The sequence below is a fragment of the Streptomyces sp. NPDC089799 genome (assembly GCF_040684755.1).
In the GTDB taxonomy this organism is placed as follows: domain Bacteria; phylum Actinomycetota; class Actinomycetes; order Streptomycetales; family Streptomycetaceae; genus Streptomyces.
Window position 1 is genome coordinate 18,418 of the sequence record NZ_JBFBGR010000017.1, and the last position, 16,608, is coordinate 35,025.

General features: G+C 72.1%; 19 protein-coding genes. 15 read left to right on the forward strand and 4 right to left on the reverse strand.

Features of this window, described 5'->3' with window-relative positions:
- Positions 1 to 2: 2 nt before the first annotated feature.
- The gene (locus AB0O36_RS19880) at positions 3 to 236 is read right to left on the reverse strand and encodes an Lrp/AsnC ligand binding domain-containing protein (protein ID WP_365111876.1); all 234 of its coding nucleotides are present in this window, start codon (positions 234 to 236) and stop codon (positions 3 to 5) included.
- Positions 237 to 480: 244 nt separating this feature from the next.
- Between AB0O36_RS19880 and AB0O36_RS19885 the strand changes: the two genes are divergently transcribed.
- Both AB0O36_RS19885 and thiD read left to right on the forward strand, forming a co-directional pair.
- Positions 481 to 1,461, forward strand: a complete 981-nt coding sequence (locus tag AB0O36_RS19885) for a thiamine-phosphate kinase (RefSeq protein ID WP_365111879.1) — start codon at positions 481 to 483, stop codon at positions 1,459 to 1,461.
- Positions 1,458 to 2,255 carry a bifunctional hydroxymethylpyrimidine kinase/phosphomethylpyrimidine kinase gene (gene thiD / locus AB0O36_RS19890; protein ID WP_365111882.1) on the forward strand — a complete coding sequence of 266 codons (798 nt, stop codon included), beginning with the start codon at positions 1,458 to 1,460 and terminating at the stop codon, positions 2,253 to 2,255. Before AB0O36_RS19885 ends, thiD begins: the two co-directional genes overlap by 4 nt.
- 139 nt (positions 2,256 to 2,394) lie before the next feature.
- On the opposite strand, the gene rpmB is transcribed toward thiD, so the two are convergent.
- The gene (rpmB, locus tag AB0O36_RS19895; protein WP_030195073.1) at positions 2,395 to 2,580 is read right to left on the reverse strand and encodes a 50S ribosomal protein L28; all 186 of its coding nucleotides are present in this window, start codon (positions 2,578 to 2,580) and stop codon (positions 2,395 to 2,397) included.
- Between the two features lie 189 nt (positions 2,581 to 2,769).
- Here rpmB and AB0O36_RS19900 point away from each other — a divergent pair, with 189 nt between their 5' ends.
- The 9 genes from AB0O36_RS19900 to mutM all read left to right on the forward strand — a co-directional run bounded on the left by AB0O36_RS19900 (position 2,770) and on the right by mutM (position 13,225).
- Entirely contained in the window at positions 2,770 to 4,446 is a 1,677-nt protein-coding gene (locus AB0O36_RS19900) for a DAK2 domain-containing protein (RefSeq protein WP_365111885.1), read from the forward strand.
- A gap of 227 nt (positions 4,447 to 4,673) precedes the next feature.
- Positions 4,674 to 7,925, forward strand: a complete 3,252-nt coding sequence (locus AB0O36_RS19905) for a helicase-related protein (RefSeq protein WP_365111888.1) — start codon at positions 4,674 to 4,676, stop codon at positions 7,923 to 7,925.
- A gap of 74 nt (positions 7,926 to 7,999) precedes the next feature.
- Entirely contained in the window at positions 8,000 to 8,578 is a 579-nt protein-coding gene (rsmD, locus tag AB0O36_RS19910; protein ID WP_365111891.1) for a 16S rRNA (guanine(966)-N(2))-methyltransferase RsmD, read from the forward strand.
- 14 nt (positions 8,579 to 8,592) lie between these two features.
- Positions 8,593 to 9,072: a pantetheine-phosphate adenylyltransferase gene (gene coaD / locus AB0O36_RS19915; protein ID WP_365112206.1), complete on the forward strand. Its 480-nt coding sequence runs from the start codon at positions 8,593 to 8,595 to the stop codon at positions 9,070 to 9,072.
- A 115-nt stretch (positions 9,073 to 9,187) separates the two neighbouring features.
- Entirely contained in the window at positions 9,188 to 10,228 is a 1,041-nt protein-coding gene (locus AB0O36_RS19920) for an ATP synthase F0 subunit B (protein ID WP_365111894.1), read from the forward strand.
- Between the two features lie 130 nt (positions 10,229 to 10,358).
- Positions 10,359 to 11,012 carry a YceD family protein gene (locus AB0O36_RS19925; protein ID WP_365112209.1) on the forward strand — a complete coding sequence of 218 codons (654 nt, stop codon included), beginning with the start codon at positions 10,359 to 10,361 and terminating at the stop codon, positions 11,010 to 11,012.
- 2 nt (positions 11,013 to 11,014) lie between these two features.
- Positions 11,015 to 11,188, forward strand: coding sequence for a 50S ribosomal protein L32 (gene rpmF / locus AB0O36_RS19930; protein WP_030676011.1), 174 nt, complete (start codon positions 11,015 to 11,017; stop codon positions 11,186 to 11,188).
- Positions 11,189 to 11,207: 19 nt separating this feature from the next.
- Positions 11,208 to 12,041, forward strand: coding sequence for a ribonuclease III (gene rnc, locus AB0O36_RS19935; RefSeq protein ID WP_365111897.1), 834 nt, complete (start codon positions 11,208 to 11,210; stop codon positions 12,039 to 12,041).
- A 284-nt stretch (positions 12,042 to 12,325) separates the two neighbouring features.
- Positions 12,326 to 13,225: a bifunctional DNA-formamidopyrimidine glycosylase/DNA-(apurinic or apyrimidinic site) lyase gene (gene mutM / locus AB0O36_RS19940; RefSeq protein ID WP_365111900.1), complete on the forward strand. Its 900-nt coding sequence runs from the start codon at positions 12,326 to 12,328 to the stop codon at positions 13,223 to 13,225.
- Here mutM and AB0O36_RS19945 read toward each other — a convergent pair.
- On the reverse strand, positions 13,198 to 13,605 hold the full coding sequence (locus AB0O36_RS19945; RefSeq protein WP_365111903.1) for a helix-turn-helix domain-containing protein: 408 nt from the start codon (positions 13,603 to 13,605) through the stop codon (positions 13,198 to 13,200). The two genes, mutM and AB0O36_RS19945, sit on opposite strands and share 28 nt — an antisense overlap.
- A 130-nt stretch (positions 13,606 to 13,735) precedes the next feature.
- Here AB0O36_RS19945 and AB0O36_RS19950 point away from each other — a divergent pair, with 130 nt between their 5' ends.
- A complete protein-coding gene (locus AB0O36_RS19950) occupies positions 13,736 to 14,332 on the forward strand; it encodes a flavodoxin family protein (RefSeq protein ID WP_365111905.1) in 597 nt (198 codons plus the stop codon).
- 169 nt (positions 14,333 to 14,501) lie between these two features.
- Complete coding sequence (locus AB0O36_RS19955; protein ID WP_365111908.1) at positions 14,502 to 14,717, forward strand: hypothetical protein; 216 nt, start codon at positions 14,502 to 14,504, stop codon at positions 14,715 to 14,717.
- A 28-nt stretch (positions 14,718 to 14,745) separates the two neighbouring features.
- On the opposite strand, the gene AB0O36_RS19960 is transcribed toward AB0O36_RS19955, so the two are convergent.
- Complete coding sequence (locus AB0O36_RS19960; RefSeq protein WP_365111911.1) at positions 14,746 to 15,678, reverse strand: CAP domain-containing protein; 933 nt, start codon at positions 15,676 to 15,678, stop codon at positions 14,746 to 14,748.
- Between the two features lie 124 nt (positions 15,679 to 15,802).
- Here AB0O36_RS19960 and AB0O36_RS19965 point away from each other — a divergent pair, with 124 nt between their 5' ends.
- Both AB0O36_RS19965 and AB0O36_RS19970 read left to right on the forward strand, forming a co-directional pair.
- A complete protein-coding gene (locus tag AB0O36_RS19965) occupies positions 15,803 to 16,084 on the forward strand; it encodes an acylphosphatase (RefSeq protein WP_365111912.1) in 282 nt (93 codons plus the stop codon).
- Between the two features lie 303 nt (positions 16,085 to 16,387).
- Positions 16,388 to 16,600, forward strand: coding sequence for a hypothetical protein (locus AB0O36_RS19970; RefSeq protein ID WP_365111914.1), 213 nt, complete (start codon positions 16,388 to 16,390; stop codon positions 16,598 to 16,600).
- Positions 16,601 to 16,608: the final 8 nt, after the last annotated feature.

Below are 16,608 nucleotides of genomic sequence, written 5' to 3' on the forward strand. Positions count from 1 at the left end.
GGCTACAGATGCACCACCGGGCAGGTCAGAGTGCGGGTGATCCCCTCCACCTGCTGGACCTTGGCGACCACCATGCGGCCGAGTTCGTCCACGGTGTCCGCCTGGGCGCGCACGATCACGTCGTACGGCCCGGTCACGTCCTCGGCCTGGATCACCCCCGGGATCTCGGAGATGGACTCGGCGACGATCGACGCCTTGCCCACCTCGGTCTGAATGAGGATGTACGCCTGTACCACGGAACCTCCAGGGCGGCCACGAGGAGCATTTCCCCTACCCTCGGGGTGGGCCCGGTCATTCGGGTGGGCCCGGGGGAGAAGGGACGCCACGGTACCGCGTCGCCGAGGGCCACGGGGAGACCCGGGGACCAGGCGCCGCGCGCTGCGGGGCGTACGGAGAGCAGAAGTTGACGTATCTGTTGACGGTACCCAGAGCTGTGACGGCGCGCGACCGCAAGCGGACTGGGCCAGAAGGAGCACAGCGATGAAGGGCACTGTGGGCGAACTGGGAGAGTTCGGGCTCATCAAGGAGCTCACCTCCCGGCTCACCACCACCTCGGCCGTACGGCTCGGGCCCGGCGACGACGCCGCCGTGGTGTCCGCCCCCGACCGGCGGGTCGTGGCCAGCACGGACATCCTGCTCGAAGGCAGGCACTTCCGCCGTGACTGGTCCACCGCGTACGACGTCGGCCGCAAGGCCGCCGCCCAGAACCTGGCCGACATCGCCGCCATGGGCGCCGTCCCGACCGCGCTGCTGCTCGGCCTGGTGGTGCCCGCCGAGCTGCCGGTCACCTGGCCCACGGAACTCATGGACGGGCTGCGCGACGAATGTCAGGTCGCGGGCGCGGCCGTGGTCGGCGGCGACATCGTCCGCGGCGACACCATCACCGTGGCCATCACCGCCCTCGGCGACCTGCGCAACCACGAACCGGTCACCCGGTCCGGCGCACAGCCCGGCGACGTGGTCGCGGTGACCGGCTGGCTCGGCTGGTCCGCGGCCGGCTTCGCGGTGCTCTCCCGGGGCTTCCGCTCCCCGCGGGCCTTCGTCGAGGCGCACCGCCGCCCCGAGCCGCCGTACCACGCGGGCCCCGCGGCCGCCGGACTCGGTGCCACCGCCATGACGGACGTCAGCGACGGCCTGGTCGCCGACCTCGGGCACATCGCCGAGGCCAGCAAGGTCCGGATCGACCTGCGCTCCGCCGCCATCGACGTTCCGACCCAGATGTACGACATCGGCCAGGCCGTCGGGGTCGATCCGCTCCAGTGGGTGCTCAGCGGCGGCGAGGACCACGCCATCGTGGCCACCTTCCCGCCGGACGTGAAGCTGCCCGCCCGCTGGAAGGTGATCGGCGAGGTCCTGAACCCCTCGGCCCAGCCCCAGGTGACCGTCGACGGGGCACCCTGGACCAGCACCGGTGGCTGGGACCACTTCGGCGGCGAATCCACAGAGGAGCCCCTGCGATGACTGCTGCCCCACCGCTCTGCCTGACCGTCGCCGGATCGGATTCCGGCGGCGGGGCGGGCATCCAGGCCGACCTGAAGGCCATGCAGGCCCTGGGCGTACACGGGATGAGCGTGCTGACCGCCGTGACCGCCCAGAACTCGCTCGGTGTGCACGGGGTGTGGGAACTGCCCGAGGAGGCCGTCACGGCCCAGTACCGGGCCGTGACGGACGACATCGGCGTGCACGCCGTCAAGACCGGCATGCTGGCTTCCGCGCCGCTGGTGGAGACCGTGGCCGGACTGCTGGCCGGTACGGACGCCCCTGCCGTGGTGGATCCGGTCGGCGTCTCCAAGCACGGGGACCCGCTGCTGGCCGCCTCCGCGCTGGACGCCGTACGGAAGCTGCTGCTGCCGGAGGCCACCGTCGCCACCCCGAACCTGGACGAGGTCGCCCAGCTCACCGGGGTGACCGTGGAGACCGAGGACGACATGCGGCGGGCCGCGGAGGCGGTCCTCGGGTTCGGCCCCGAGTGGGCGCTGATCAAGGGCGGGCACCTGGCGGTCGGCCCGGAGGCGGTGGACCTGCTGACGGACGGCACCTCGGAGCTGTGGCTGCGCGCCCCCCGGCACGACAACCGGCACACCCACGGCACCGGCTGCACCCTGGCGAGCGCGATCGCGGCGGGGCTGGCCAAGGGCCAGGACGTGCCGCAGGCCGTCATGGAGGCGAAGGAGTACGTCACCGGGGCGATCCGGGCCGGCTTCGCGCTCGGCGGCGGCATCGGGCCGGTGGACCACGCCTGGCAGTGGCGCTGACGGAGACAACGGGGGAGGGGGCCCGCCACTCACGGCGGGCCCCCTCCCCTTTCCGCTTCAGCGGACGGCAAAAAGCCGGCCCACCCAGAGGTGGACCGGCTTCTCGGGCAACCGGAAGGGCTGCGCTACGACGGGAGCGTCAGCGCGAGACCTTGCCGGCCTTGATGCACGAGGTGCAGGCGTTGAGGCGCTTCGGCGTCCCACCGACCACGGCACGCACACGCTGGATGTTCGGGTTCCAGCGACGGGGCGTACGGCGGTGCGAGTGCGAGATGTTGTTGCCGAAGCCCGGCCCCTTGCCGCAAACGTCGCAGTTGGCAGCCACAGGTCACTCCAAAGACTTCAGATGCACTTACAGTGAAATCCGGCGCACCGGAATCAGAGATCTGAAGTGGTTTGCCGGGGGGATGGCCCGATTTTCATCGGGCAACCGGAGCAGCATACAACGACTGCTTCCGTCCAAGAAATCTACCATGGTCCGGGCAGCTCCCACCCCGCCCCCCGTTACTCTGCGGTGAACCCCAGCCCGCAGGAGGAGGAACGCCCGGTGCCGCACGAGTCGCAGATCCTCGACGCCGAAGCGGTGCGCACCTGGAGCTCGCTGGCCCTGGCCTCGCTGGGCCGGGCCCGCGAGGAGATCGACGCGATCAACGTCTACCCGGTCGCCGACGCGGACACCGGCACCAACCTCTACCTGACCGCCGAAGCCGCCGCCCACGAGGTCGAGCAGGCGTGCGCCCACGTCGCCGAGGGCACCGCCCCGCTCTCCCTGGGCGAGGCGGTACGGGCCTACGCGCGCGGCGCCCTCATAGGCGCCCGCGGCAACTCCGGCACGATCCTGGCCCAGCTGCTCCGCGGCATCGCCGACGTGCTCGCCGCCCCCGGGGAGACCGGCCCGGAGGCCGAGGGGGAGCGGCTGGCCAGGGCCCTGGCCCGGTCCGCGGAGTCCGCCTACCGGGCGGTGGCCCACCCCGTCGAGGGCACCATGCTCACCGTGGCCGCCGCGGCCGCCCGGGCCGCCGGGGCCGTCACCGGACCACCCGCCGCCGTGGCCCGGGCCGCCTACGAGGGGGCCGCCGCAGCCCTCGAACAGACCCCCGGCCAGCTGGCCGTGCTGGGGCGGGCCGGTGTCGTCGACGCGGGCGGCTGCGGCCTGGTCGCCGTACTGGGCGCGCTCTGGCAGACCCTCTCCGGGCACGAGCCCGCCGCCGCACCGGTGCCCGGCCGGCACGTGCCCGTACCGCAGCACGAGGAGCCCTGCGACGGGGACGGACCGGGCGGCCCCGCGTACGAGGTGATCTACCTCCTGGAAGCCTCCGACGAGGCCGTCGCCGGGCTGCGCGGGCGGCTCGACCCCCTCGGCGACTCGCTCGTGGTGGTCGGCGGCGACGGCCTGTGGAACGTCCACGTCCACGTCGACGACCCCGGCGCCGCCGTCGAGGCCGGAGTGGTCGCCGGACGGCCCCACCGGATCCGCATCACCCACTTCGGCGACGAACGCCGCCGGGCCGCGGCCGCCGCGGAGCGCGACCGGCGGGCCGTGGTGGCGGTGTGCCCCGGCGAGGGACTCGCGGAGCTGTGCGGGGAGGCGGGCGCCACCACCGTCCTCGGCCGGCCCGCCGAGCCGACCGCGGTCGAGGATCTGGTCGACGCGATCCGGCGGGCGCACGCCCGCGAGGTGGTGCTGCTGCCGAACGACGCCGACCTGCGCGGTGCCGCGGCCGCCGCGGCCGAGCGGGTGCGCACCGACGGGGTGCGGGTGGCGGTCATCCCGACCCGGTCGGCGATCCAGGGCCTGGCCGCCCTCGCCGTGCACGACCCCGACGGCAGCTTCGACGAGGACGTGGTGGCGATGACCTCCGCGGCCGGAGCCACCCGCTACGCCGAACTGGCCTACGCCGAGCGCCGGTCCTTCACCTCCGCGGGCATCTGCCAGGCCGGCGACGTCCTCGGCCTGATCGACGGCGACGTCGCCGTCATCGGCGCCGCCCTTCCGGACACCGCCGAGGCGGTCCTGGCCCGCATGCTGGGCTCGGGCGGCGAACTGGTCACCCTGGTCCTCGGCCCCGAAGTCCCGCCCGCCCTCGCCACCCGCCTGGAGACCTACGTCCGCGACAGCTACCTGGCGGTCGAAACGGTCGTCTACCACGGCGGCCGCCATTCCGCTCCGCTCCTGATCGGCGTCGAATAGCGGGCCTCCGGCGCCCGGAGGACCGCACGGGGCCGGAGCGAAGCCCCAGCCGGGGGCACGGGGGCACGGGGGCACGGGGGCACGGAGTCATGGGGGCGGAGCCCCCGCATCGGGGTCCGGGGGCTCCGCCCCCGGTTTCGGGAAGGGGGCGGGGCGGGGAAGAGCCCCGCGCGGCGGCACGGGCATCCCGCCCGCCCCCGCACCCGCTGTCAGCGCAATGGTGTGCAATGGGACACGTGCCCGGACTGGAAGAACCGCTCAAGAAGACCCTCGGCCCCGCCACCGGCAAGGTGCTCGCCGAGCAGCTCGGCCTGCACACGGTCGGCGACCTGCTGCACCACTACCCCCGCCGTTACGCGGAGCGCGGCGAGCTCACCGCCCTCGCCGAACTCGCCGACCAGCTCGACGAGCACGTCACGGTGGTCGCACAGGTCGCCGACGCACGGATCCTCACCTTCAACGGCGGCCGCGGCAGACGCCTCGAAGTCACCATCACCGACGGCGCCGGCCGCCTCCAGCTGGTCTTCTTCGGCTCCGGCGTGCACAAACCGCACAAGGACCTGCTGCCCGGCACCCGCGCGATGTTCGCCGGCAAGGTCGGCATGTTCAACCGGAAGCTCCAGCTCTCCCACCCCGCCTACGAACTCCTCGGCGGCGAGGGATCCGACCGCGAGGCCGTGGACGCCTTCGCCGGCCGCCTCATCCCGATCTACCCGGCCTGCGCGAAGCTGGAGACCTGGAAGATCTCCAAGGCCGTCGACGCCGTCCTGCCGCACACCGCGGAGGCCGTCGACCCGCTGCCGCCCGCCCTCCGCGACGGCCGCGGCATGCTCCCGCTCCCCGAGGCCCTGCAGAAGATCCACCGGCCGCGCAACAAGGCCGACGTGGCCGCCGCCCGCGACCGCCTCAAATGGGACGAGGCGTTCGTCCTCCAGGTCGCACTGGCCCGCCGCCGGTACGCCGACACCCAGCTCCCCGCCGTGGCCCGCCGCCCCGCCCCCGGCGGCCTGCTCGACGCCTTCGACGCCAAACTGCCCTTCACCCTCACCGAGGGCCAGCAGAAGGTCTCGAAGGAGATCTTCGACGACCTCGCCACCGAACACCCCATGCACCGCCTCCTCCAGGGCGAGGTCGGATCGGGCAAGGCTCAGCCGTTGGATTCGCTGGTGCTGACGCCGTCCGGCTACAGGGCGATGGGAGACCTCGCGGTCGGAGACGAGGTCGTGGTGCCGACGGGCGAGGTCGCGGTCATCGACGGGGTCTTCCCCCAAGGAACGCGCGACGTGTGGCGCATCCTGCTCTCCGACGGGAGCTCGGTCGAGTGCGACGACGAGCACCTGTGGATCGTGGACACGAGCTGTGGGTGGCACAGGGGACAGAAACCCAAGGTGATGACCACCCGCGAGGTCAGGACGGACCTGGTCAAGGCCGACGGATCTTCCAAGTGGTACCTGCCCGTTGCCGCTCCGGTGGATCTCGATGATCTCGGCCCCCGGCCCCTCGACCCCTACCTGCTGGGCGTCCTCATCGGGGACGGGTCGTTCCGGCACAACCTGCGGCTGTCGACCGCGGATGCCGAGATCCGTGCCGCGGTCGCAGAAGCAGTGGCACCTGATTGTGTGCTCACCGCCGTTCCGGGATCCACCTGTGACCACACGATCCAGCTCAGCGGGCCGCGCGACGGAGGCCGGAGGAACCCGGTGATCCAAGCGCTCCGGGACATGGGGCTCTGGGGGGCGACCTCGCACGACAGGTTCGTCCCGGAGCCCTACAAGAACACCTCGGTCAAGGAGCGCTTGGCGCTTCTCCAGGGCCTCATGGACACCGACGGCACAGTCGACAGGAACGGCTTGAGCGTTTCGCTCTGCAGCGTGTCCGAGCGCCTGGCAGAGGACGTGGCATGGCTCGTACGCTCGCTGGGTGGCAGGGCCCGCGTTCTGCCCGAGCGGGCGGCATTCAACGTCTCCGTGGCGCTGCCGGACGAATTCGTCCCGTTCCGCCTGCCCCGCAAGGCAATGCGGATGCGGACGAGGCCGAAGTGCAACACCTTCCGCCGGGCAGTCCGTGCCGTGGAACACGTCGGGGTGAAGCCGGTCCAGTGCATCAGCGTTGCGCACCCCAGCCGCGCCTACGTCACCGACAACTTCACGGTGACCCACAACACGATGGTGGCGCTGCGGGCCATGCTCGCCGTGGTCGACTCCGGCGGGCAGGCCGCCATGCTCGCGCCCACCGAGGTGCTCGCCCAGCAGCACCACCGGTCCGTCACCGAGATGATGGGCGAACTCGCCGAGGGCGGGATGCTCGGCGGGTCCGACCAGGGCACCAAGGTGGTGCTGCTGACCGGCTCCATGGGGATGCCGGCCCGCCGCCAGGCGCTGCTCGACCTGGTCACCGGCGAGGCCGGGATCGTCATCGGGACGCACGCGCTGATCGAGGACAAGGTGCAGTTCCACGACCTCGGCCTGGTCGTCGTCGACGAACAGCACCGCTTCGGAGTGGAACAGCGCGACGCGCTCCGCTCCAAGGGGAAGCAGCCGCCGCACCTGCTGGTGATGACCGCCACCCCGATCCCGCGCACGGTCGCGATGACCGTCTTCGGCGACCTGGAGACCTCGGTCCTGGACCAGCTGCCCGCCGGCCGTTCCCCCATCGCCACCCACGTGGTCCCCGCCAAGGACAAGCCGCACTTCCTCACCCGGGCCTGGGAGCGGGTCCGCGAGGAGGTCGGCAAGGGCCACCAGGCGTACGTGGTGTGCCCCAGGATCGGGGACGACGAGGACGAGCCGAAGAAGAAGGCGGCCGGATCCAAGGGGTCCGCGAAGCCCTCCGCGGAGCCCACCGCGGAGGACCTCGCCGAGAAGCGGCCGCCGCTGGCCGTCCTGGACATCGCCGAGCAGCTGCGCACCGGACCGCTCGCCGGACTGGCCGTCGAGGTGCTGCACGGCCGGATGGACCCCGCCGACAAGGACGAGGTGATGCGCCGGTTCGCGGCCGGCGAGGTCCAGGTGCTGGTCGCCACCACCGTCATCGAGGTCGGGGTGAACGTGCCCAACTCCACCGTGATGGTGATCATGGACGCGGACCGGTTCGGCGTCTCCCAGCTGCACCAGCTCCGCGGCCGCGTCGGCCGTGGCTCCGCCCCCGGCCTCTGCCTGCTGGTCAGCGAGATGCCCGAGGCCAGCCAGGCCCGGGCCCGGCTCGCCGCCGTCGCCGCCACCCTCGACGGCTTCGAGCTCTCCCGGATCGACCTGGAACAGCGCCGCGAGGGCGACGTCCTCGGCCAGGCCCAGTCCGGCGTCCGGTCCTCGCTGCGGATGCTCGCCGTCATCGAGGACGAGGAGGTCATCGCCCAGGCCCGCGAGGAGGCCGCGCGGGTGGTCGCCGCCGACCCGGACCTGGAGGCCCTGCCCGGCCTGCGGACCGCCCTCGACGCACTTCTCGACACCGAGCGGGAGCAGTACCTGGAGAAGGGCTGACAATGGGGGGTGGCCGCCCCGCCAGGCGGCGGCCCCGCCCCCGCACACGACCTCCCGCACCCCGAAGGAACCAGATGACCCGCGTGATCGCCGGCACGGCCGGCGGGCGACGGCTGGCCGTGCCCCCCGGCAACGGCACCCGGCCGACCTCCGACCGGGCGCGCGAGGGCCTGTTCTCCACCTGGGAGTCCCTGCACGGGGTGGAGGGCGCCAGAGTCCTCGACCTGTACGGCGGCTCCGGCGCCGTCGGCCTGGAGGCCCTCTCCCGCGGTGCCGCGCACACCCTGCTGGTCGAGGCCGACGCCCGGGCCGCGAAGACCATCCGGGACAACATCCGCGTACTCGGCCTGCCCGGGGCCGAGTTCCGCGCCGGCAAGGCCGAGCAGGTCGCCGCCGGCCCGCCGCCGGGGGAGCCGTACGACATCGTCTTCCTGGACCCGCCGTACGCCGTGACGGGCCAGGAGCTCGGCGAGATCCTGCTCACACTCCGCGCCAATGGCTGGCTCACACCGGACGCGCTCGTCACCGTGGAGCGCAGCACTCGAAGCGGCGCCTTCCCCTGGCCGGACGGGTTCGAGCCGCTCCGCTCCCGGCGGTACGGCGAAGGCACCCTCTGGTACGGTCGCGCCGCTCTCACCAGCGAAGACTCATGAACGAGGGAGTTCAGTTGCGCCGCGCCGTCTGTCCGGGATCCTTCGACCCGATCACCAACGGACACCTCGACATCATCGGACGCGCCTCCAAGCTCTACGACGTCGTCCACGTCGCCGTGATGATCAACCAGTCCAAGAAGGGGCTGTTCACCGTCGAGGAGCGGATCGAGCTGATCCGCGAGGCGGTGGCCGCCTACGGCAACGTCGAGGTCGAGGCCTTCCACGGACTGCTCGTCGACTTCTGCAAGCAGCGCGACATCCCCGCCATCGTCAAGGGGCTGCGCGCGGTCAGCGACTTCGACTACGAGCTCCAGATGGCCCAGATGAACAACGGGCTCACGGGCGTCGAGACCCTCTTCGTGCCCACCAACCCCACCTACAGCTTCCTGTCGTCCTCGCTGGTCAAGGAGGTCGCTGCCTGGGGCGGCGACGTCTCCCACCTGCTGCCGCCGCACGTCCACGCGGCCCTCGTCCAGAGGCTCGGCGAACGCTGACCCGGACCCGGCGCCTCCGGTGCCGGGCCGACGGGGCTCCTGCGGCCCCCGGGTGGCCGTACAGTCGTCCCGTCCGTCTCGGGAACCACCCGGGGCCGAGAGAGTGCGAGCCCGTATGGACGTGCAGAAGAAGCTCGACGAGATCGTCGCGGCGGTCGAGAGCGCCCGGTCCATGCCCATGTCCGCCTCCTGCGTGCTGAACCGCTCCGAGCTGCTCGGCCTGCTGGACGAGGTCCGACAGGCGCTGCCCGGCTCGCTCGCCCAGGCCCGGGAGCTGATCGGCGGCCGGGAACAGCTCGTCGAGGAGGCCCGCCAGGAGGCCGAGCGGATCATCGAGTCCGCGCACGCCCAGCGCGGATCGTTGGTCTCCGACACCGAGGTGGCCCGGCGCTCGCAGGCCGAGGCGGACCGGATCCTGGCCGACGCCCGCCGGGAGGCGCAGGAGATCCGCGCCGAGGCCGACGACTACGTGGACAGCAAGCTCGCCAACTTCGAGGTCGTGCTCACCAAGACCATCGGCTCGGTCGACCGGGGGCGGGAGAAGCTGCTGGCCGGCGAGGCCACGGACGACGGCCACGGCTCGGCGGAGGCCTACATCTCGGCCAAGCTCGCCGCCTTCGAGACGGTGCTGGCGGGGACCCTGGAGGCGGTGGGCCGGGGCCGGCAGAAGCTCCAGGGCCGGGTGGCCGTGGACGACCTGGGCGCGCACATGGCCGCCCGGGACGCGGCGGGCGTGCCGCAGGCCCGGACCGCCGCCGACGCGGACTTCCTGGCCGCGCTGGCCGAGCCGGACCCGGAACCCGCCCCGCAGGCCGCCGTACCGGCGCAGCCGGAGCCGCTCTACGACTCCTACGCGTACCAGCAGGCGCAGCCGCAGCAAGCGCCGCAGCAGCACCCGGACGCCTATGGCTACCAGGACCCGTACGCTGCCTACGGGCAGCCCCAGGCCGACCCCTACGGCGCGTACCAGCAGCACCCGCAGCACCAGCAGGCCGACCCGTACGCGGCGTACCGGCAGCAGCAGCACCAGGTGCACGAGCAGCACCAGGCGCACCAGCAGCACCAGGCCCGGCAGCCCGCGCTCGACGAGACCAGCTTCTTCGACACGGGCATGATCGACCTGGACCGGCTGCGCCAGTACGAGCAGGGCCGTTAGCGGCGGCTCCGGACCGGATTGGGCTATCGGCGGACCGCCGGGTATCCTGACTGTTCGGTCGCGCATATGCGCCGCCATCTCGCGCGCCCAAAAGCGCGCGGACACGATCTTTCCGAAAGCAGGAACGGCCCTGAACACCCGCCTCGACCACCGCAACCCGCTCGTGTTCGACACGCATGAGCTGGGTCGGCGTCCTGGCGCCCTGCAGCGGCTGTCCCGCGAGATCCCCGCTCCGGCCGACCTCGGCCTGGAAGGGGTCATCGCGGTGCCGGAAGGCGCTTCGGTAGAGCTCGACCTCCGCCTGGAGTCGGTCATGGAAGGGGTGCTTGTCACAGGCACCGCCCGTGCAACCGCCCTGGGGGAGTGCGTAAGGTGTCTGGAGGCCGTGGAGCGAGAGCTCGACACGGACTTCCAGGAGATGTTCTCGTACCCTGACGCCGACGACCGGGGCCGCCACAAGGCGGAGCCGGGCGACGACGCCGAGGACGACGAGGGCATGCTTTTCCTCGAGGACGGCCTGTTCGACCTCGAACCCTTGCTGCGGGATGCGGTGGTGCTCGCACTGCCGCTGCAGCCGGTGTGCCGGGAGGGCTGTCTCGGACTGTGCCCCGATTGCGGGCTCAGCCTGAATGACGACCCGGACCACCACCACGACGCCGTCGACATCCGTTGGGCGGCACTGCAGGGACTCGTCGTGACCGATCAGGACGACGAGAAGGACAACATGAGCGGCGCGGCTTCTGACGCAGACGTCCGGGGCGCCGCCGAGAAGCAGGAGAAGTAGCCGTGGCTGTTCCGAAGCGGAAGATGTCGCGCAGCAACACGCGCCACCGCCGGTCGCAGTGGAAGGCTGCGGTCACCCCCCTGGTTTCGTGTGAGCGTTGCCAGGAGCCGAAGCAGCAGCACATCGCGTGCCCGAGCTGCGGCACCTACAACAAGCGCCAGGTCCTCGAGGTCTGAGCGGCTGGTGAGAGGCGCAATGTCTGAGCTTGCCGGCGAAAAAAAGCAGGCGGACAGCAACAACGCGGCCTCGTCCCACACGCTTCTGGAAGGGCGGCTCGGGTACAAGCTCGAGTCCGCCCTTCTGGTGCGTGCGCTGACCCACCGTTCGTACGCGTACGAGAACGGCGGTCTGCCCACCAACGAGCGGCTGGAGTTCCTCGGGGACTCGGTGCTCGGCCTGGTGGTCACGGACACGCTGTACCGGACCCACCCCGACCTGCCCGAAGGCCAGCTGGCCAAGCTGCGGGCCGCGGTGGTCAATTCGCGTGCGCTGGCGGAGGTCGGTCGCGGCCTCGAACTCGGCTCCTTCATCCGGCTCGGCCGTGGTGAAGAGGGCACGGGTGGCCGGGACAAGGCGTCCATCCTCGCCGACACCCTGGAAGCGGTGATCGGTGCGGTCTACCTCGACCAGGGCCTCGATGCGGCCTCGGAGCTGGTACACCGGCTCTTCGACCCGCTGATCGAGAAGTCCTCCAACCTCGGTGCCGGCCTGGACTGGAAGACCAGTCTCCAGGAACTCACCGCGGCCGAAGGCCTTGGCGTGCCGGAATACCTGGTCTCCGAGACCGGTCCGGACCACGAGAAGGTCTTCACTGCTGCAGCCCGCGTCGGTGGTGTCTCGTACGGCACCGGCACCGGCCGCAGCAAGAAGGAAGCGGAACAGCAGGCGGCGGAGTCCGCGTGGCGCGCGATCCGCGCGGCCGCGGACGAACGTGCCGCAGCGGCCAAGGCCGCCGCCGAGGCTTCGGCCTCCGGCTCCGGCAAGGATGGTGGGACGCCGACCCCCACCGACTCGACCGCCGGCGCCTGACGCCCGCCCCTCCTTCGGCTTTCCCCTCCGCCCGCCCGGGACCCCCGAGGCGGGCGGAGCCATGTCCGCCTCGCGAGGGCGCGGCGCCTTGGGCTGCGCCCGGCGTTGGGCGAGCGGGGTGCGGATCGTCGGCGGGGGTTCCGGTGTGCCCACCCGTTTCGCCCTGCGGAACGCCTGCCCACACCGGAGCCGACCAGGGGCGCGGGGAACTGCCCCACCGGCCCCACCGGCCCGCAGGGCACAGGTACGCTCGATCACAGGACCCCCTCCGGAGGAGAGACACCGTGCCCGAGCTGCCCGAGGTCGAAGTCGTCCGCCGCGGCCTCGCACGCTGGATCGCCGGCCGGACGATCGCGGACGTCGAGGTCCTGCACCCCCGCGCCGTACGCCGCCACCCGGCCGGCGGCGAAGACTTCGCGGCCCGCCTCACCGGCCGCACCATCGGTGTGCCGCAGCGCCGGGGCAAGTACCTGTGGCTCCCCCTGGAAGGCACCGCGCCCGCCCAGCCCGCGCCCGCCCACCCGGAGGAGCTCGGCCAGGCCCTCCTCGGTCACCTCGGCATGAGCGGTCAGCTCCTCGTCCAGCCCGCCGACGCCCCGGACGAAAAGCACCTCCGCATCCGGCTCCGCTTCGACGACGCCACCGGCACCGAGCTCCGCTTCGTCGACCAGCGCACCTTCGGCGGGCTGTCCCTGCACGACACCACCCCCGAGGGCCTGCCGGACGTCATCGCGCACATCGCCCGCGACCCCCTCGACCCGCTCTTCGACGAAGCCGCCTACCACCGCGCGCTGCGCGCCAAGCGGACCACCCTCAAGCGCGCCCTGCTCGACCAGTCGCTGATCAGCGGGGTCGGCAACATCTACGCCGACGAGGCCCTCTGGCGGGCGGGGCTGCACTACGAGCGCCCCACCGCCACACTCACCCGCCCCCGCAGCACGGAACTCCTCGGCCACGTCCGGGACGTGATGAACGCCGCCCTCGCCGTCGGCGGCACCAGCTTCGACAGCCTCTACGTCAACGTCAACGGCGAATCCGGCTACTTCGACCGTTCGCTCGACGCCTACGGCCGCGAGGACGAGCCCTGCCGACGCTGCGGCACCCCGATGCGCCGCCGCCCGTGGATGAACCGGTCGAGCTACTTCTGCCCGCGCTGTCAGCGCCCGCCGCGCGCCTCGTCGTAGCGGTCACGCGCCTCCAGTACCTGCGGGGTGCTGCCCTCCAGGAACCGGATCAGGTCCATCAGCCGCTCCGCCGCGCCCCGGCCGAGCTCCGTGAGCTCGTAGTCCACCCGCGGAGGGTTGGTCGGCTGTGCCTCCCGGTGCACCAGCCCGTCCCGCTCCAGCGCGTGGAGCGTCTGCGACAGCATCTTCTCGCTCACCCCGTCCACACGCCGGCGCAGCTCGTTGAACCGGCACGCCCCGTCGTGGAGGGCGGTCAGGGTCAGGCTGCCCCATCGTCCCGTGACGTGCTCCAGCGTCTCCCGGGAGGGACAGGCGCGCGCGAACACGTCGTAGGCGAGGCCCTCGGCGCAGACGTTCTCCGTGCAGGCGGTGGTCTCCATGCGCATAAGCGTACTCCCGGGTAGTGCTAACCGGAAGCTTGCGCTTCCGAAAAGTTAGTGCTTTCCTTTCTTCATCGCACCACACCGGAGCCGCCCCGCGGCCCGGTACCACTGTTGAGGGAGAACCGTCATGTCCGCGAACACCCCCGTCGTCGCGATCGCCTACCACTCCGGCTACGGCCACACGGCGGTCGTCGCCGAGGCCGTGCGCGACGGAGCGATCGAGGCCGGCGCCACGGTTCACCTGGTGAAGGTGGACGAGATCGACGACGCGCAGTGGGAGCTGCTGGACGCGGCCGACGCGATCATCTTCGGCTCGCCGACGTACATGGGCACCGCCTCCGGCGCCTTCCACGTCTTCGCCGAGGCCACCTCGAAGCGCTGGTTCGGCGACGCCTGGCTGGACAAGCTGGCGGCCGGCTTCACCAACTCCGCCTCCAAGAGCGGCGACAAGCTGCACACCCTGCAGTACTTCCAGACCCTCGCCGCCCAGCACGGCATGCACTGGGTGAACCTGGGCCTCAAGCCGGGCTGGAACGCGTCCACCGCCTCCGAGAACGACATCAACCGCCTCGGCTTCTTCTCCGGCGCCGCCGCGCAGAGCAACTCCGACCAGGGTGTCGAGGGCGTCCACAAGGCCGACCTCGAAACCGCCGCCCACCTGGGCCGCCGCGTGGTCGAGACCACCCGGATCTTCAACGCGGGCCGCGCCGCGGTCGCCGTCTGACCCACCCCGCGCCACCCGCGGCACCGCGAGACCCCCGGTCCGGCGGCACCCGCGGCAGCGGCGGCACCGGTACAACGCCGACGCCCCGCGACTTCCGAGTCGCGGGGCGTCGGTGCGTTTCCCCCGGTGCCGTCTGTTGCCGGGGGCGCGGCCTCCCTACCCTCGGCCCATGGATGCCTCCTGGACGGCCCTCATCGCTGCCGGCGCGGCCGTGCTGGCCAGCGCCACCACGGGATGGTTCACCTCTCAGGCCGCCCGGACGCAGGCGCGCCTGAACGGCGAGACGCAGATCCGGCAGCTCCGGCACGCCCAAGTCGAGCACAGGTACCAGCAGCGCCGCGACGCCTTCGTACGGAAGGCGCGGGAAGCGCTCGGGCCCACCTGACGGCCGACGTCCGTTCGGAAGGGGTGTCTCAGAAGCCGAAGTCCTGGGTCCACCAGGGGCCGCCGGGAGCGTCGTACATGCCGACGCCCAGGGTGCGGTACTCGCAGTTGAGGATGTTCGCGCGGTGGCCGGGGCTGTTCATCCAGCCCTTCATCACGGACGCGGCGTCGCCCTGGCCGCGGGCTATGTTCTCCGCCGCCAGGCCCGAGAGGCCGGCCCGGGTGGCGCGGTCCCAGGGGGTCCGGCCGTCGGGGTCGGTGTGGTCGAAGAAGCCGCGGACGGCCATGTCCTTGCTGAACGCGCCCGCCAGGGCGGCCAGCGGCGGGTTCGCGCGGACCGCGGGGCAGCCGACCGCCGCGCGCTCCTGGTTCACCAGGTTCAGGACGGCCGTCTCCTCGGCGGAGAGGCCGGTGGACGGGACGGGCGGCACGGGCGCCACGGGCTGCGGGGCCGCCTTCGACGGGGTCGCGGCGGGCCGTGGGGTGCTCTTCCGCAGCAGGCTTTTCGTCGGGTCCGGTGCCGGCACCCGGGTCCGGGCCGGCGCCTCGGGGGAGGGCTTCGCGGAAGGGGTCGGGTCCGCCGTGGGGGAGGCCGGAGCCGAAGCCGACGGGGACGCCGATGCCGATGCCGATGCCGACGCCGAGGCGGAAGCGGAAGCCGATGCCGGAGCGGGGGACGCCGGCGGGGTCGTGCGGGCCGGGGCGCGGCCCGGCAGGGCGGCCAGGCCGCCCTGCTGCTGGAGGTCGCCGGCCCGGGCGGGGCTCCGGTCCGGGGTCGCCCCGCTCTGCCGCCCGGCGCCGCTCTCCTGGCCGACGTACGGGAAGGCGCTGCCGACCGGCACCACGCCGGTGGTCACGGCCGCCGTCCCCAGGGCGACGGCCGCGGAGACGCCGAGGAGGCCGGTGCGTACGGCGGTGCCGCGCTTGCTGCGCGGCGGCGCAGGCAGTCGGTGACGTCCCATCGACGGAACCTTCCAAGATCGTCCCTTACGCACCCAAATGGGTGAGTGCATTGGTCGGCGACTGTACGCCATGCCCCGGACGGCCGATGCGGACGATCAGCGGGGGCCCGGTTAGCGTTCGTGCATGAACGAAGACGTCCGGCTGACCGCGTGGGTACGCGGCCGTGTACAGGGAGTGGGCTTCCGCTGGTTCACCAGGGCCAATGCGCTGGAGATCGGCGGGCTGACCGGTTTCGCCCTCAATCTCGACGACGGCCGGGTGCAGGTGGTGGCCGAGGGTCAACGTGAGAATTGCCACCGGCTGCTCGACTGGCTGTGCTCTTCCGACACGCCGGGGCGGGTCGATGGGGTGACGGAGATCTGGGGAGAGCCTCGCGGCCGCTACGAGGATTTCGCGATTCGCTGATCATGGACTGATCTGCACAGACGTTGCCCGGCGCGGTGATCCGTGGAAGGCTCGGAAGAGAGGACGATCTCCGGGCCCGGGTCGCGGGCCGTGGCAGAGCCGGGATGCCCGCCGATACGGGGCGTGATCGTGTTGACCGTCAAACTTTTTGGTGAGACGCTGGAAGCCCCGCGCACCTGAGCTGTTTGGCAGTGTTGGCAGTAGTAGCGCAGTGACTGACAGGCACTGCCGGACACCGCGGGTGCGATTCCCTCACGACCCACACCGCTTCGGTCGGTCACTCAGTGTGGAGGACCATCCATCATGGCAAAGGCGCTTCTCGGTTACGTCGGCGGTTCCGACCCGCGACTCCTCGCCGAGATGCGACGGCTTCAGCAGCGCGTCCAGGACCTCGAGTCCGAGCTCGTACGGATTCAGTCCGAGAACGACGCGCTGACGGCCGCCGCGCAGCACGGAGACTCGCTGCTGGACAGCATCGACCTCGACGTACCCAAGGCGGAGCCTGCGCTCACCTGATCCGCGCT

What these genes read in the sequence shown, in the direction of transcription:
- AB0O36_RS19885 (WP_365111879.1), top strand. Translation starts at nt 481, where the DNA reads ATGAAGGGCACTGTGGGCGAACTGGGAGAGTTCGGGCTCATCAAGGAG.
- thiD (WP_365111882.1), top strand. Translation starts at nt 1,458, where the DNA reads ATGACTGCTGCCCCACCGCTCTGCCTGACCGTCGCCGGATCGGATTCC.
- AB0O36_RS19905 (WP_365111888.1), top strand. Translation starts at nt 4,674, where the DNA reads ATGGGACACGTGCCCGGACTGGAAGAACCGCTCAAGAAGACCCTCGGC.
- rsmD (WP_365111891.1), top strand. Translation starts at nt 8,000, where the DNA reads ATGACCCGCGTGATCGCCGGCACGGCCGGCGGGCGACGGCTGGCCGTG.
- AB0O36_RS19920 (WP_365111894.1), top strand. Translation starts at nt 9,188, where the DNA reads ATGGACGTGCAGAAGAAGCTCGACGAGATCGTCGCGGCGGTCGAGAGC.
- rnc (WP_365111897.1), top strand. Translation starts at nt 11,208, where the DNA reads ATGTCTGAGCTTGCCGGCGAAAAAAAGCAGGCGGACAGCAACAACGCG.
- AB0O36_RS19945 (WP_365111903.1), bottom strand. Translation starts at nt 13,605, where the DNA reads ATGGAGACCACCGCCTGCACGGAGAACGTCTGCGCCGAGGGCCTCGCC.
- AB0O36_RS19950 (WP_365111905.1), top strand. Translation starts at nt 13,736, where the DNA reads ATGTCCGCGAACACCCCCGTCGTCGCGATCGCCTACCACTCCGGCTAC.
- AB0O36_RS19955 (WP_365111908.1), top strand. Translation starts at nt 14,502, where the DNA reads ATGGATGCCTCCTGGACGGCCCTCATCGCTGCCGGCGCGGCCGTGCTG.
- AB0O36_RS19960 (WP_365111911.1), bottom strand. Translation starts at nt 15,678, where the DNA reads ATGGGACGTCACCGACTGCCTGCGCCGCCGCGCAGCAAGCGCGGCACC.
- AB0O36_RS19965 (WP_365111912.1), top strand. Translation starts at nt 15,803, where the DNA reads ATGAACGAAGACGTCCGGCTGACCGCGTGGGTACGCGGCCGTGTACAG.
- AB0O36_RS19970 (WP_365111914.1), top strand. Translation starts at nt 16,388, where the DNA reads ATGGCAAAGGCGCTTCTCGGTTACGTCGGCGGTTCCGACCCGCGACTC.